This window comes from Streptomyces sp. NPDC054872 (assembly GCF_053610705.1).
In genome coordinates, this window is sequence record NZ_JBSGYY010000001.1 from 117,267 (window position 1) to 131,870 (window position 14,604).

Sequence of the window (14,604 nt, forward strand, 5' to 3'; positions counted from 1 at the left end):
TGAGGCCAAGTCGGCCCGCAGTGCCCACACCCCGGCCACACCCCTGGAGTGCCGCATCATGACCACCTTCTCCGTACGTTCCCCCGCCACCGGCGAACCGGTCGGCGAGCACCCGGTGCACGGCGCCGACGACATCGCGAACGCTGTCGCACGCGGCCGGGGCGCCGCCGCCGTCTGGGCGGGCCTCGGCTGGTCGGGCCGGCGTGCGCGGCTGCTCAAGTGGAAGCGGTCGCTCGCCGTGCGGATGGACGAACTCGCGGGGGTCGTCGCCGCCGAGACGGGCAAGCCGGAGCACGACGCGCGCGCCGAGGTGCTGCTCTCCCTGGTCCACCTGGACTGGGCGGCCCGGCACGCCCAGGGCGTGCTGCGGGTGCGGCGGGTTCCGTCGGGGCTGCTCTCCGTCCATCAGCGGTCGCTGCTCGGCTACCGGCCACTGGGCGTCATCGGGGTGATCGGCCCGTGGAACTACCCCGTCTTCACCCCCATGGGATCGATCGGCTACGCACTCGCGGCGGGCAACGCCGTCGTCTACAAGCCGTCCGAACTCACGGCGGGCACCGGGGTGTTGCTCGCAGCGACCTTCGACGACGCCGTGCCCGACTGCGCGGGCCTCTTCCAGACGGTGACCGGGCCCGGATCGACCGGGCAGGCGCTGGCCGAGGCCGGTGTCGACAAGATCGCGTTCACCGGATCACCCGGGACCGCACGGAAGGTGGCCCAGGTGTGCGCGCGGTCGCTGACGCCGCTCCTCGCCGAGTGCGGGGGCAAGGACGCGGTGATCGTGGGCGCGGACGCCGATCTGACGGCAGCGGCCGACGCGGTGGTGTGGGGCGCGATGGCCAACGCCGGGCAGACCTGCGCCGGTGTGGAGCGGGTGTACGCGGTCGAGTCCGTGCACGAGAGGCTCTGCGCGCTGATCGTCGAGAGGGCGCGTTCGCTCAGCGCCGGGGACACCTACGGCCCGATGACGCTGCCCTCCCAACTCGGCGTCGTGGAACGCCACATGAAGGAGGCGCTGGCCGCGGGGGCGCGGGCGCCGCTCGGCGGCCCCGAGGCCGTGCGCGGGCCCTATGTGCATCCGGTCGTCCTGGTGGACGTGCCCGAGGACTCGCCCGCGATGACGGAGGAGACCTTCGGCCCGGTGGTCGCGGTGAACCGCGTACGCGATCTGGACGAAGCGGTGCGGCGGACCAACGCGTCGGCGTACGCCCTGGGCGCGGCGGTCTTCACCGGGTCGCGGAGGTCCGGGCTCGCGGTGGCCGAACAGCTGAACTCCGGTGCCGTGTCGGTGGGTTCGGTGCTCGGTTTCGCCGCCGTGCCCGCGCTGCCCTTCGGCGGTACCGGCGAGTCGGGGTACGGCCGGATACATGGCGCCGAGGGGCTGCGGGCGTTCGCGGTGCCGCGCTCGGTGACGGTGAAGCGGTTCGCGCCGTACGCGGACCTGACGTCGTTCACTACGGCGCGGGAGAAGACGGCACGAGCGGTGGAACTGGGGCGCAGGCTGCACGCACGGCTCTAGGCCGCCCGCCGCACCGGCACGGGCTTCTCACCTGCCGAGCAGCGGAACCAGATAGCGGCGCGCGAAGTCCCGTACGTGATCGTCCTCTTCGAGTGCGAAGCAGCTCACCGGGTTGAGCAGGAAGGAGACCGTGATCCGCACCATCAGCTCGGCCACCGGCGTCGGATCACCTTCCTCCTTCCCCTCGGCCCGCTGCGCGCGGAGCAGCCGGTCCGTGAGGTACCCGCGCATGGCAAGGAAGGCGGGGCCACTCTCCAGCGTCAGGAACGGCAGCATCGTCTCCGGTTCGAGGCGCATCAGGCCACCGATGAGCGGGTGCTCGCGTATGTGCCGCAGGACCACGACGAAGCCCTCGACGATGCGGTCCTCCATCGTCGGGAGCGGGGCGACGACCTCGTCCACCTCCCCCACGAACCGGCGGTACTCGCGCAGCAGGCAGGCGGAGACGAGCGCTTCCTTGTTGCCGATGCGGCGGTACACGGTGACGCGCGAGACCCTGGCGCGCTTGGCGACGTCGTCGACGGTCGAGCGACGCAGGCCGAACGTCATGAACTGCTCGCGCGCCGCGTCGAGTATCTGCTCGGTCAGGGCGTCGGGCGGCGGCGCCGCGTCCAGCGCGCGCTCCATCATCGAATCCATGAGCCCTCCCCGTCGTCCCCACGCACTCAACCACAGCCACGGCGCCAACTCCCCATGGCTACATGGACACTAACGCAATCTCTTTGTAACTATGCCCAGACCAGGAGGGTTCCATGACGCAGCGGCTCAGCCCGGAGCAGCTCGACTTCACCGCCGCGCTCCGCGACTTCGCACAGCGCGAGTGCGGCACCCGGGAGCAGCGCGACGCCCTGACCGCGGAAACCGGCGGCCCGCACTCCGCCGCCCTCTACGCGAAGCTGGCCGAACTGGGGTGGCTTGGCGTGTGTCTCCCCGAGGAGTACGGCGGGTCGGGCGGCGGCATGACGGACGCCTGCCTCTTCCTGCGTGAGACGGCGCGCGGCCTTGTCCCCGCGGGCGGCTTCGTCACCTCCGTCATCACGGCGAAGGCGTACGACAGGTTCGGATCGGCGGCGCAGAAGAAGGCGGCGGTGGGCGGGGCCGTCGCCGGGCAGGTCCTCTCGATCGCGATGTCGGAGCCGGACGCCGGGTCGGACGTGGCGGCGCTGCGGTGCCGGGCCGAACGATCCGACGACTCGGGCGGCGGCGGCTGGTTGATCAACGGGCACAAGACATGGATCTCCAACGCGCACCTGGCCTCGTACATCCTGCTGGTCGCCCGCACGGACGCGAGCGGGCCCAAGCACGAGGGCCTGACCATGTTCCATGTGCCCGCGGACACCCCGGGGATCGAGATCCGGGGCATCTCCACGATGGGCGGCCGCGAGGTCAACGACGTCTATTTCACGGATGTCCGGCTGCCGGCGGACGCGGTGGTGGGTGTCGAGGGCAGGGCGTGGCCGCAGCTGATGGCGGGGCTCAACGCGGAGCGGCTGTTCCTGGCGGCGAACATGCTGGGGCTCGCGGAGCGCATCCTCGACGACACGCTCACCTATGTGCGCGGGCGCGAGCAGTTCGGGCGGCCGGTCGGCTCCTTCCAGGCGCTGCGGCACCGGATCGCGGACCTGGCGACGGAGATCGAGTGCGTACGGCTCCTCGTCCTCGACGTGGCGGCGAGGTGTGACGCCGAGCCGGAGCGCCTCTTCCCGCGCGAGGCATCGATGGCCAAGCTCAAGGCCACCGAGACGGCCAAGCGCGCGGCGCTCGAAGGCATGCAGATGATGGGCGGTTACGGCTACGCGACCGAGTACGACATGGAACGGCATCTGCGGGCCGCGGTGGTGTCGACGGTGTACGGCGGCACCAGCGAGATCCAGCGGGACATCATCGGGAAGAGCTACGGGCTGTGAGCGGGTCCCCCGCCGGCCCGCTCAGCCGGCGGCCGCGTACGCCTCGATGATGAGGTCGGTGACCGCGTCGGGCTCGCGCAGGGTCGGGAAGTGGTCGCTGTCCCGCAGCCGCACGAGCCGGCAGCCCGGGATGCGTGCCGCCATCTGCTCGTTGCAGCGGACCACCTCGGGGTCGTCGTGCTCCCCCAGGGCGAGCACGCACGGAACGTGCAGCTCACCGAGGCGGTCGAAGGCCGGCGGGTCGGGCACGTGGTGGGGGTGGACGGTGAACCAGGACGGGATCACCGCCCTGACGAGCGCCGCCGCGGGGTCGTCCCCGGCCCCCGCGGCGGCCGACGTGCGCCTCACCAGAGCCACGATGCCGTCCATGTCGCCCGCCTCCGCGAGCCTGCCCACCTCGGCGGTGAACTCCGCCATGACGAAGTCCGGGTTGCCGGTGATCCCGGGGACCAGCAGCGCGAGCCCCGCCACCCTGGCGGGGTCGGCGAGCGCCAGGCCGATGGCGGTGGCACCGCCCATGCTGGACCCCGCGAGGAACGCCCGTGCGACGTCGAAGTGGTCGAGGAGCGCGCTCAGGTCCTCGACGAGCGAGAACGACGCGGTGGGTTCGGGAGACCTGCCGTAACCCCGCGCGTCGTAGCGGATGACCCGGCGGCCCTCCGTCAGGCGCGGCAGGATCCCGTCCCAGACGCGGGAGTCGGCGACGCCGGGATGCAGCAGGACCAGCGGCATTCCGTCACCGCCGAAGTCCTGCGCCCACACTTCGCCGTCCTTGACCGGCACCATGAGTTCCATGGTGCGAGCGTGCCGTGGGTCGGGCCCGGTGGCCAGACAGAACTCGGCCTGTCTGCGGGGTCTAGCGGCCCGAAGCCGTCGCCGTCGGGAGCGGCTCTCCCACGATCCTGCTCGCGAGGACCGTCGCAAGGTCGGGGACCTGCGCGCGCAGTTGCGCCTCCGTCGACGCACGTTCCGTCGCGATCGCGGTCCGGCCCGCGGCGGAGATCTCGTCGCGTTCCCGCAAGCCGTCCTCCCGGGCGGCGGCGATCAGGGCGGCGCCTTCCTCCCGGGCCTGCTGCCGCGTCTGCGCGGCCTCGCGGCGGGCCTGGGCCAGCATGTCCTCGCGCTCGTCGCGTATCCGCTCGGCCTCGCGGCGCAGGTCCGCCGCCGGTCCGCCGGTGACGCCCTCGAGGATCGTGGCGCGCTCTTGGAGTACGCGGTTGACGCGGAGGATCATGCGCCTGACGAAGAAGTAGAGGGAGCCGAACAGCACGACTCCGACAGCAAGATTCTCGACGTCCGGGTTGATCGGCCCTAGCGGCATGGGAATGAGCTGCATGCCGCTGATCTACCCGCTCGTGTGTGCCCAACAACGCGCATCCGCACGCCAGTTGAGTGACGCCCGCCACTTCCCGGCCGACCGGTCACCGGCTCAGTCCCCGAAGTCGTACACCGTCACGGCGATGCCGCGCTCCACCAGACGCCGGGTGATCAGCGGCTCGACGCGGGACCACTTGCCGCCCGCGAGCCCGCAGCCGATGCGCGGCATGTGCACGGAGGCGCCGAGTTCGGCCGCCTTGTCGGCGAGCGTGGCCAGGGCGGTGTCGATCGCCTCGTACCGCACGGGGACGCCCTTGCTGCCGGTGCGCATGCCGTGCTGGCCGATCATGTTGGCCACCCAGGTGTAGGGACCGACCTCGACGAACTGGACGGCTCCCAGGCCGAAGTCGTTCTTCGCGCGCTCGCGGTGCCACCGGCGGTACGCGGCCTCCGGCTCGGGCCAGCGGCGCGACACCGCGACGACGAAACCCTTGCCCCAGCCGCCGAGGTCGTTGCAGACATGGCCGATCAGCTTGACGCCCTTGCCGGACGGCGCGGTGGCGTCACCTCGGATGTAAGTGATCTCCGACATGACGCCACCGTAGGCGCTGCCACTGACAGTGGCGATCGACCTGTTGTTGCGTGCGGCTACTTGGTGAGGCTCGCCGCCTCGCGGTCCACCCTGCGGCGGATCCCGTACCAGCCGGCGACCAGCGCCGCGGCGATGATCGGGATGAGGTAGAGCGTCTTGCGGCCGATCTCCGGGTCCTTCCACATCAGGCCGAGCACGGAGAGCAGGAAGACGATCGTGACGATCTCGGTGACCGGGCTGCCGGGGAGCCGGAAGGCGGGCCGGGTGATCACGCCCTCCTTGGCGCGGCGGACGAACGCCAGGTGACAGATCATGATGATCACCCAGGTGCTGATGATGCCGAGGGACGCCACGTTCAGGACGATCTCGAAGGCCTGGCTCGGCATGAGGAAGTTCAGGCCGACGCCGAGCACGCACACCGCGGAGGTGAGCAGGATGCCGCCGTAGGGGACCTGGCTCTTGTTCATCCTGGCGGTGAACTTCGGCGCCGATCCCGCCATCGCCATCGAGCGCAGGATGCGGCCCGTGGAGTACAGGCCCGAGTTCAGTGACGACAGCGCCGCCGTGAGGACGACCAGGTTCATCACGTCACCGGCCGCGGGGACGCCGATCTTGGAGAGGACCGTCACGAACGGGCTCTGGTCGGCCGAGTACACCGATCCCGGCAGGAGCAGCGCGAGCAGGACGACCGAGCCGACGTAGAAGAGGCCCACGCGCCACATGATGGAGTTCACCGCGCGCGGGACGACCTTCTGCGGCTCGGCGGTCTCGCCCGCCGCCACGCCGACCAGCTCGAGGGAGGCGTACGCGAAGACGACACCCTGCATGACGATCACGACCGGCATGATGCCGTTCGGCAGGAAGCCGCCGTTGTCGGTGATGACGCTCAGGCCCGGCGTCTGCCCGCCCACGTCCTGCTGGGTGACCAGCAGGAAGATACCGATCAGCATGAAGGCGACCAGGGCCGCGACCTTGACGATCGCGAACCAGAACTCCATCTCGCCGAAGTACTTCACCGAGATCATGTTGATCACGAGGACGACGGCGAGGGCGATCAGCGCGAGCACCCACTGGGGGATGTCGGTGAAGAAGCTCCAGTAGTGCGTGTAGAGCGCGATCGCGGTGATGTCGGCGATGCCGGTGGTCGACCAGTTGAGGAAGTACATCCAGCCGGCGACGTAGGCGCCCTTCTCGCCGAGGAACTCACGCGCGTAGCTGACGAACGAACCCGACGACGGCCGGTAGATGACCATCTCGCCGAGGGCGCGTACGACGAAGAAGGCGAAGATGCCGCACACGAGGTACGCGACGGCGAGCGCGGGGCCCGCGGAGTGCAGGCGGCCGCCCGCACCGAGAAAGAGTCCAGTTCCGATCGCGCCACCGATGGCGATCATGTTGACGTGACGGGCCTTGAGGTCCTTGCTGTAACCGGCGTCGCCCGCGTCCGCGGGGGCCTGGGACGCATCTGTGCGGGATGCGTCCGCAGCGGCCGTGTCTACGGCTTCCTTGCTCACGTGGGGGGTCTACTCTCTGGTGCCCGGAAAGCTCCGGTGTCCGGATGTGCTCCGGTCCACGACACCCCTGACGTGCGTGGACCGACGCGACACCTTCCCCCAGAGATCGCCCGACATGCGGTGGCGCACGTCACATAGCGGCACTTCTCACATGGTGGGCAGGGGGTGTACACCTCATGATCACAAGGTGTACAGGCCGTGCATCACTGGGAGTACAGCCCGTCGATGGCCTCCGCGTACTTCTCCCGGATGACCCTGCGGCGCAGTTTCAGGGACGGCGTGAGCTCGCCGGTCTCCGGTCCCCACTCCTGCTCCAGGAGCCGGTAGCGCTTGATCTGCTCGGTGCGGTTGAGGCGCGCGTTGGCCGCCTCGACGGCCCGCGCGACCTCGTCCTGTACGGCCTCGCTGGCCATCAGGTCGCCCGTGATCCCGTGCCCCGCGGCCCATACGGGGGCCATCTCGGCGTCCAGGACGAGCAGCGCGACCAGGTAGGAGCGGCCGTCGCCGTGCACGAGGGCCTGGCCGATGAGGGGGTGCTCCTTGAGGGTGTTCTCGACGAGCGCGGGCGACACGTTCTTGCCCGTCGACGTGACGATCAGTTCCTTCTTGCGGTCGGTGAGCCAGAGGAAGCCGTCCTCGTCGATGCGCCCCACGTCGCCGGTGGCGAACCAGCCGTCCGCGTCGCAGGCCGACTCCACACCCCCGTCGGGCAGGAGATAGCCGTCGAAGACCGTCGCGCCGCGCACCAGGATCTCGCCGTCGTCGGTGGTGCGGATCTCCAGGCCGTCCAGGGGCTTGCCCACGGAGCCGAGCCGGAAGGCGTCCGGGGTGTTGATGGTGACGACCCCGGTCGTCTCCGTGAGTCCCCACGCGTCCATGATCACGATGTCGAAGCCCGCCCAGAAGCGCACGACGTCCAGGGGCATCGACGCCGCCGCGCTCGCGGTCCACACCAGGCGGTCGAACCCGGCCAGGGAGAGCAGCGGGCCGATGACCTTCTCCTTGGCCTCGCGATACGCCCTCTCCAGGTCGGCCGGCGGTTCCTCGCCGCGCTCGACGCGGTCCACGCGCGCGCGTGTCGTCTCGTTCGCCGCCTCGATCGACTCCCGCTGCTCCTGCGGCAGCCCGGCGAGCACGGCCTTGACGGACGCGGCCAGCTTCTCCCACACGCGCGGGACCCCGAAGAACTGCGCGGGACGCAGCTCGCGCGCGGTCGCCGCGACGGCGGTCGGATCCGCGCACAGATACACGTGCGAGGCGCGGAACACGGGCAGGTAGATGCCGAGCATGCGCTCCGCGACATGGGCGAAGGGGAGGTAGCTGATGTGCTCCACGAAGTCGGGGAGCTCGACGACGGCGTCCAGGGCCACGCCGTTCAGGACGACGTTGCGGTGCGTGATGCGGACGCCCTTGGGGTCGCCCGTGGTGCCCGACGTGTAGACGACGGTCAGCGGATCGTCGGCCCGGGACTCGCGCCAGGCCTTCTCGAAGCCGTCCGGGTCGAACAGCCGGCTTCCGGTGGCGTGCAGCGAGCCGTACGTGCGGTGCCGGCCCGCTTCCGCCGCCTCGACCACCACCAGGCTCTCGATCGGCGCGTCGGGGTCGGTCAGGAGCGGCTCCCAGCGTTCCAGCTCGCGGGCCCCCTCGATGATCGCGAAGCGAGCTCGGCTGTGCCGGGCGATGTGCGCGATCTGCTCGGGGGCCGATGTGCCGTACACGGTGATGGGGACCGCGCCGATGTGCACGAGGGCAAGATCGCTCAGCCAGTGTTCGGGGCGGTTGCCCATCATCATGAGGACGTGCTCGCCGCGCCGTACGCCGAGTGCCGTGTATCCGGCGGCGAGGACCGCGACCTTGCGGCGTGCCTCGCGCCAGGTCAGTGTCGTCCACTCCCCTTCGGGGGTGGCGCGCCAGGAGAGTGCGGGGCGGTCGCCGTGGTCCTCGGCGTTGCGGAGCAGCAGCGCGGGGAGCGTGATGTCGGCGGGTTCCCCGGGGAGTCGCAGGATCGTGGTCATGACCGCCTCCTGGCGTCATCGACGAAGCAAGTGACTGTGCGGGACGCTTTCACAACAGTGGTGAGACAGCAATACTGTTGCACCTGATCGGTGCACAACCAGGTGCCCGGCCACGGATGTACGACTGGGGAGGCGATGCGCTGCCATGACGATGACGACGGCTTCGGACACGGACGAGCCGACGCTCACGGTCGACGAACTGGCCGCGCGCGCGGGCGTCACCGTCCGCACCATCCGCTTCTACAGCACCAAGGGCCTGCTGCCGCCACCGGTGATCGGCCCGCGCCGGGTCGGGCACTACGGCCAGGAGCATCTGTCCCGGCTCGGGCTCATCGAGGAGCTGCAGCACCAGGGCATGACGCTGGCCGCGATCGAGCGGTACCTGGAACAGCTGCCGCCCGATCTGAGCGCCCACGACCTCGCCATCCACCGCGCGGTGGTCGCTTCCTGGGCCCCCGACTCGGCCGAGGACACCGACCGCGCGGAGCTGGAACGCAGGGCGGGCCGGGCGCTGACGGACGGGGATCTGGACCGGCTCTCGGCGATGGGCGTCGTCGCGCCCGCGGAGGACGCGGGGGCGTACCGCGTCGACCCGGGGCTGCTGCGCCTGGGGGTCCAACTGCTCGACGTACCCATCGCGCACGAGACGATCCTGGCGGCGCGGACGGTCCTGATGGAGCACACCCGCTCGGCCGCCGTCGAGCTCTCCCGGCTCTTCCGCGACGAGGTGTGGAGCCCCTACCGCGACCGGGAGTCGGACCCCGAACACGTGGCCGCGATGCGCTCCCTGTCGGCCCACATGCAGCCGATGGTGGTGCAGGCCCTGGTGACGGCGTTCCAGCGCTCCCTCAAGGAGGAGCTGCGGGAGTGGCTCGCGGAAGGCTGAGCCACTCCCGTCCTCCTGCTGTCAGGCGTCGCTGAACTTCTCGCCCCGGTCGGCCTTCTCGACCAGCAGCGCGGGCGGCGTGAACCGCTCGCCGTAGCGGTCGGCCAGCTCACGGGCGCGGGCCACGAATCCGGGCAGGCCGCCTTCGTAGCCGTTGATGTACTGGAGCACGCCACCGGTCCAGCCGGGGAAGCCGATGCCGAAGATGGAGCCGATGTTGGCGTCCGCGACGGAGGTCAGGACGCCCTCCTCCACCAGGCGCACGGTGTCGAGCGACTCCGAGAAGAGCATCCGCTCCTGCATGTCCTTGAACGGGATCTGGGTGCCCGGCTTGGTGAAGTGCTCGCGCAGGCCCGGCCAGAGCCCGGCGCGCTTGCCGTCCACGTACTCGTAGAAGCCCGCTCCCCCGCTCCTGCCGGGGCGCTCGAACTCGTCGACCATGCGGTCGATGACGGAGTCCGAGGGGTGCCCGGCCCAGGTCCCGCCGGCCTCCTCGACGGCGCGCTTCGTCTCGTTGCGGATCTTGCGGGGCAGGGTGAGGGTCAGCTCGTCCATCAGGGACAGGACCTTCGCCGGGTAGCCCGCCTGGGCGGCGGCCTGCTCGATGGACGCGGGCTCGATGCCCTCGCCGACCATCGCGACACCTTCGTTGATGAAGTGCCCGATCACGCGCGAGGTGAAGAAGCCGCGCGAGTCGTTGACGACGATCGGCGTCTTGTTGATCTGGCGTACGAGGTCGAAGGCGCGGGCGAGCGCCTCGTCCCCGGTGCGCTCGCCCTTGATGATCTCCACGAGCGGCATCTTGTCGACGGGCGAGAAGAAGTGCAGGCCGATGAAGTCGACGGGCCGTGTGACGCCCTCGGCGAGCTGGGTGATCGGCAGCGTCGAGGTGTTGGAGCACAGCAGCGCGTCCGGCTCGATGACGTCCTGGATCTCCTGGAACACCTTGTGCTTGAGCGAGGTGTCCTCGAAGACGGCCTCGATCACGGCGTCGCAGCCCGCGAGGTCCTGCGGGTCCGCGGTCGGCGTGATGCGGGCGAGCAGCGCGTCGGCCTTCTCCTGGGTCGTACGCCCCCGCTGCACCGCCTTGGCGCACAGCTTCTCGGAGTAGGCCTTGCCCTTGGCGGCGGCTTCGGCGGAGACATCCTTCAGGACGACTTCGATGCCGGCGCGGGCGCACGAGTAGGCGATGCCCGCGCCCATCATCCCGGCGCCGAGGACGGCGGCCTTGCGGACCTGGCGCGGCTCGATGCCCTTGGGGCGGTTGGCGCCGGAGTTGACGGCCTGGAGGTCGAAGAAGAACGCCTGGATCATGTTCTTCGCGGTCTGGCCCGTGACCAGCTCGGTGAAGTACCGGGCCTCGATGGTCAGCGCGGTCTCGAAGTCGACCTGCGAGCCCTCGACGGCGGCCGCGAGGATGTTGCGCGGGGCCGGGTAGGGGGCGCCGTTGATCTGCTTCTTGAGGTTGGCCGGGAACGCGGGCAGGTTCGCCGCGAACTTCGGGTTGGCCGGGGTGCCGCCGGGGATCCGGTAGCCCGGCTTGTCCCAGGGCTGCGCCGACTCGGGGTTGGCGTCGATGAAGGCGCGGGCCTTCTCGATCATCTCCTCGCGGGTGGCGGCCACTTCGTGGATGAGCCCGTTCTCCAGGGCGCGCTTCGGGTTGTACTGGGTGCCCTGGAGCAGCACCTTCAGGAGCGCGTCCGCGATGCCCATGAGGCGTACGGTGCGGGTCACGCCGCCGCCCGCCGGGAGCAGGCCGAGGGTGACCTCGGGCAGGCCGATCTTGGAGCCGGGCGCGTCGAGCGCGACGCGGTGGTGGCTGGCCAGGGCGATCTCGTAGCCGCCGCCGAGGGCCGCGCCGTTGATGGCGGCGACGACGGGCTTGCCCAGGGTCTCGATGCGGCGCAGGGAGCTCTTGATGGCGACGCCCGCCTCGAACGCGTCCTGCGCGTTCTCGGGACCGGCCTGCATCATGTCCTTGAGGTCACCGCCCGCGAAGAAGGTCTTCTTGGCGGAGGTGTAGATGATGCCGCGGATGGAGTCCTTCTCGGCCTCCGCGCGCTCGGCGATCGCCGCGATGGAGTCCTTGAACCCCTGGTTCATGGTGTTCGCGGACTGGTTGGGGTCGTCGAGGACGAGGGTGAGGATGCCGGTGGCGTCCATTTCCCAGCGGATGGTGGTGCTTTCTTGCGTCATGACGTTCTCCGTGAAGTCTGTTGTGGGCGGGGGGGGGGCGGGGGGGGGGCCGGGGAGGATGGCTGCGGTACGTGGCCGACTGAACGCCGGTGGGGGCTGGTCGCGCAGTTCCCCGCGCCCCTGAGGCAGCGGCTTCGCCGCGCCTCATGAAGGCGCGCACGCAGTGCGCCCTTCAGGGGCGCGGGGAACTGCGCGACCAGCCACGACGCACCCGCAGTCGGCGTCATAGGGCAGCCCCGGCGGCGCTACACCCGTTCCACGATCGTGGCGATCCCCATGCCTCCGCCGACACACAACGTGGCGAGCCCGTACCGCAGGTCCCGCCGCTCCAACTCGTCCACCAGCGTCCCCAGGATCATCGCCCCGGTCGCGCCCAAGGGATGGCCCAACGCAATCGCTCCGCCGTTGACATTGACCTTGTCCAGGGACAACCCCATGTCCTTCACGAAGCGGAGCACCACCGCCGCGAAGGCCTCGTTGATCTCGACGAGGTCGATGTCGTCGATGGTCAGACCGGCCTTGGCGAGCGCCTTGCGGGCGGCGGGCGCGGGGCCGGTGAGCATGATGGTCGGCTCGGAGCCGGAGACGGCCGCGGAGACGATCCGGGCGCGCGGCGCGAGACCGTACCGCTCGCCGACCTCCTTGCTGCCGATGGCGACGAGCGCGGCGCCGTCCACGATGCCGGAGGAGTTGCCCGCGTGGTGGACGTGGTCGATCTTCTCGACCCAGTGGTACTTCTGCAGCGCGACGGCGTCGAAGCCGCCGAGGTCGCCGATGTCCTTGAAGGACGGCTTGAGCTTGGCGAGCGAGTCGGCGGTGGTGCCGGGGCGCATGAACTCGTCGTGGTCCAGGACGACCAGACCGCTGCGGTCCTTCACCGGCACGACGGACTTCTCGAAGCGGTTGTCCTTCCAGGCGGCCGCGGCACGCTCCTGGGACAGGGCCGCGTACTCGTCGACGTCGCGCCGGGAGTAGCCCTCCACCGTGGCGATGAGGTCGGCGCCGATGCCCTGCGGCACGAAGCCCGTCTCGTAGTTGGTCATCGGATCGGCGAACCAGGCGCCGCCGTCCGAGCCCATCGGGACGCGCGACATCGACTCGACACCGCCCGCGAGGACCAGGTCCTCCCAGCCCGAACGCACCTTCATCGCGGCCATGTTGACCGCTTCGAGACCCGAGGCGCAGAAGCGGTTCTCCTGGACACCCGCGACGGTGTCCGGAAGCCCGGCGGCGATGGCCGCGACGCGCGCGATGTCGGAGCCCTGGTCACCGACGGGGCCCACGACGCCGAGGACGATGTCGTCGACGGCGGCCGGGTCCAGGTCGGGGAACCGCGCGCGGATCTCGTGGATCAGGCCGACGACGAGGTCGATCGGCTTGGTGCCGTGCAGGGCGCCATTGGCCTTGCCGCGTCCGCGCGGGGTGCGGATCGCGTCGTATACGTACGCTTCGGTGGTCAAGACAGCAGCCTTTCGCAAAGAACTGTGCAGGTGAGGGTGGGGAAGGCTCAGGCGAGCAGGGAGCGGCCGATGATCTCCTTCATGATCTCGGTCGTGCCTCCGTAGATCGTCTGGATGCGGCCGTCGGTGAAGGCCTTGGCGACGCGGTACTCGGTCATGTAGCCGTACCCGCCGTGCAGTTGCAGGCAGCGGTCGGCGACGCGCTTTTGCAGCTCGGTGGCCCACCACTTGGCCATCGAGGCGTGTACGGCGTCGAGTTCGCCGTTCGAGTGATCGGCGATGCAGCGGTCGAGGAAGGTGCGGGTGACCGCGCACTCGGTGGCCATCTCGGCGATCTCGAAGCGGATGTGCTGGAGCTTGGAGAGCGGGCGCCCGAAGGCCTCGCGCTCCTTGACGTACGTCGTGGTGATCTCCAGGAGGTACTCGGCGGCGGCGATCCCCGCGACGGCGATGCCCATGCGCTCCTGCGCGAGGTTCGTCATCAGGTGGATGAAGGCGCCGTCGAGCTCGCCGAGGAGGTTCTCCTTGGGGACGCGTACGTCGTTGAAGAACAGCTCGGCGGTGTCCTGGGACTTCTGGCCGATCTTGTCGAGGTTGCGCCCGCGCTCGAAGCCGTCCGTGCCGCGCTCGACGACGAGGAGGGACAGGCCCTTGGCGCCGCCCTCCGGGGAGGTCTTGGCGACGACGATCACCAGGTCGGCGAGGATGCCGTTCGAGATGAACGTCTTGGAGCCGTTGAGCAGCCAGTGGTCGCCCTGGTCGGTGGCGGTGGTGCGGATGCCCTGGAGGTCGGAGCCCGCGCCCGGCTCGGTCATCGCGATGGCCGTGATGATCTCGCCGGAGCAGAAGCCGGGCAGCCAGCGCCGCTTCTGGTCCTCCGTGGCGAGGGAGGTCAGATAGGGGCCGATGATGTCGTTGTGCAGGCCGAGCGCGAGCCCTGACGCGCCCGCGCGGGTGAACTCCTCGGCGAGGACGGCGCTGTAGCGGAAGTCGGTGTTCCCGCCGCCCCCGAACTCCTCGGGCACGGCGAGCCCGAGCAGCCCCTGCTTGCCCGCGGCGAGCCACGCGTCACGGCTGACGATGCCGTCCTTCTCCCACTCCTCGTAGTGGGGCAGCACCTCCTTGGCGAGGAAGGTGCGGACGGTCTCGCGGAACGCCTCGTGTTCGGCGGTAAAGATCTGTCGCTTCACGTACGGCC

Annotated in this window: 12 protein-coding genes; 3 read left to right on the plus strand and 9 right to left on the minus strand. The window is 70.2% G+C overall.

Annotated elements, in window-relative coordinates:
- Positions 1–58: 58 nt before the first annotated feature.
- Complete coding sequence (locus tag ACWGIH_RS00505; protein WP_453447342.1) at positions 59–1,519, plus strand: aldehyde dehydrogenase family protein; 1,461 nt, start codon at positions 59–61, stop codon at positions 1,517–1,519.
- Between the two features lie 27 nt (positions 1,520–1,546).
- Here the strand turns inward: ACWGIH_RS00505 and ACWGIH_RS00510 are convergent, their stop codons facing one another.
- The gene (locus ACWGIH_RS00510; protein ID WP_453447341.1) at positions 1,547–2,158 is read right to left on the minus strand and encodes a TetR/AcrR family transcriptional regulator; all 612 of its coding nucleotides are present in this window, start codon (positions 2,156–2,158) and stop codon (positions 1,547–1,549) included.
- 113 nt (positions 2,159–2,271) lie between these two features.
- Between ACWGIH_RS00510 and ACWGIH_RS00515 the strand changes: the two genes are divergently transcribed.
- Positions 2,272–3,426: an acyl-CoA dehydrogenase family protein gene (locus ACWGIH_RS00515; RefSeq protein WP_453447339.1), complete on the plus strand. Its 1,155-nt coding sequence runs from the start codon at positions 2,272–2,274 to the stop codon at positions 3,424–3,426.
- 21 nt (positions 3,427–3,447) lie between these two features.
- On the opposite strand, the gene ACWGIH_RS00520 is transcribed toward ACWGIH_RS00515, so the two are convergent.
- The 5 genes from ACWGIH_RS00520 to ACWGIH_RS00540 form a co-directional block, all read right to left on the minus strand.
- Positions 3,448–4,221, minus strand: a complete 774-nt coding sequence (locus tag ACWGIH_RS00520) for an alpha/beta fold hydrolase (protein ID WP_453447338.1) — start codon at positions 4,219–4,221, stop codon at positions 3,448–3,450.
- Positions 4,222–4,282: 61 nt separating this feature from the next.
- A complete protein-coding gene (locus tag ACWGIH_RS00525; protein ID WP_453447337.1) occupies positions 4,283–4,762 on the minus strand; it encodes a F0F1 ATP synthase subunit B family protein in 480 nt (159 codons plus the stop codon).
- 93 nt (positions 4,763–4,855) lie between these two features.
- The gene (locus ACWGIH_RS00530) at positions 4,856–5,335 is read right to left on the minus strand and encodes a macro domain-containing protein (protein WP_453447335.1); all 480 of its coding nucleotides are present in this window, start codon (positions 5,333–5,335) and stop codon (positions 4,856–4,858) included.
- 56 nt (positions 5,336–5,391) lie between these two features.
- On the minus strand, positions 5,392–6,849 hold the full coding sequence (locus ACWGIH_RS00535; protein ID WP_453447334.1) for an amino acid permease: 1,458 nt from the start codon (positions 6,847–6,849) through the stop codon (positions 5,392–5,394).
- Positions 6,850–7,052: 203 nt separating this feature from the next.
- Positions 7,053–8,864, minus strand: coding sequence for an AMP-dependent synthetase/ligase (locus ACWGIH_RS00540; RefSeq protein WP_453447332.1), 1,812 nt, complete (start codon positions 8,862–8,864; stop codon positions 7,053–7,055).
- A 151-nt stretch (positions 8,865–9,015) separates the two neighbouring features.
- On the opposite strand from ACWGIH_RS00540, the gene ACWGIH_RS00545 reads away from it, so the two are divergent.
- The gene (locus ACWGIH_RS00545; RefSeq protein ID WP_453447473.1) at positions 9,016–9,750 is read left to right on the plus strand and encodes a MerR family transcriptional regulator; all 735 of its coding nucleotides are present in this window, start codon (positions 9,016–9,018) and stop codon (positions 9,748–9,750) included.
- A gap of 21 nt (positions 9,751–9,771) precedes the next feature.
- Here the strand turns inward: ACWGIH_RS00545 and ACWGIH_RS00550 are convergent, their stop codons facing one another.
- The 3 genes from ACWGIH_RS00550 to ACWGIH_RS00560 all read right to left on the minus strand — a co-directional run bounded on the left by ACWGIH_RS00550 (position 9,772) and on the right by ACWGIH_RS00560 (position 14,596).
- Positions 9,772–11,946 carry a 3-hydroxyacyl-CoA dehydrogenase NAD-binding domain-containing protein gene (locus tag ACWGIH_RS00550; RefSeq protein WP_453447331.1) on the minus strand — a complete coding sequence of 725 codons (2,175 nt, stop codon included), beginning with the start codon at positions 11,944–11,946 and terminating at the stop codon, positions 9,772–9,774.
- Between the two features lie 245 nt (positions 11,947–12,191).
- Positions 12,192–13,406, minus strand: coding sequence for an acetyl-CoA C-acetyltransferase (locus ACWGIH_RS00555; RefSeq protein WP_453444043.1), 1,215 nt, complete (start codon positions 13,404–13,406; stop codon positions 12,192–12,194).
- 47 nt (positions 13,407–13,453) lie between these two features.
- Complete coding sequence (locus ACWGIH_RS00560) at positions 13,454–14,596, minus strand: acyl-CoA dehydrogenase family protein (protein ID WP_453444041.1); 1,143 nt, start codon at positions 14,594–14,596, stop codon at positions 13,454–13,456.
- Positions 14,597–14,604 lie beyond the last annotated feature (8 nt).

Bases quoted from the DNA above. Each gene is read 5' to 3' on its own strand.
- ACWGIH_RS00510 (WP_453447341.1), bottom strand. From the start codon at position 2,158: ATGGATTCGATGATGGAGCGCGCGCTGGACGCGGCGCCGCCGCCCGAC.
- ACWGIH_RS00515 (WP_453447339.1), top strand. From the start codon at position 2,272: ATGACGCAGCGGCTCAGCCCGGAGCAGCTCGACTTCACCGCCGCGCTC.
- ACWGIH_RS00545 (WP_453447473.1), top strand. From the start codon at position 9,016: ATGACGACGGCTTCGGACACGGACGAGCCGACGCTCACGGTCGACGAA.
- ACWGIH_RS00530 (WP_453447335.1), bottom strand. From the start codon at position 5,335: ATGTCGGAGATCACTTACATCCGAGGTGACGCCACCGCGCCGTCCGGC.
- ACWGIH_RS00520 (WP_453447338.1), bottom strand. From the start codon at position 4,221: ATGGAACTCATGGTGCCGGTCAAGGACGGCGAAGTGTGGGCGCAGGAC.
- ACWGIH_RS00550 (WP_453447331.1), bottom strand. From the start codon at position 11,946: ATGACGCAAGAAAGCACCACCATCCGCTGGGAAATGGACGCCACCGGC.
- ACWGIH_RS00505 (WP_453447342.1), top strand. From the start codon at position 59: ATGACCACCTTCTCCGTACGTTCCCCCGCCACCGGCGAACCGGTCGGC.
- ACWGIH_RS00525 (WP_453447337.1), bottom strand. From the start codon at position 4,762: ATGCAGCTCATTCCCATGCCGCTAGGGCCGATCAACCCGGACGTCGAG.
- ACWGIH_RS00540 (WP_453447332.1), bottom strand. From the start codon at position 8,864: ATGACCACGATCCTGCGACTCCCCGGGGAACCCGCCGACATCACGCTC.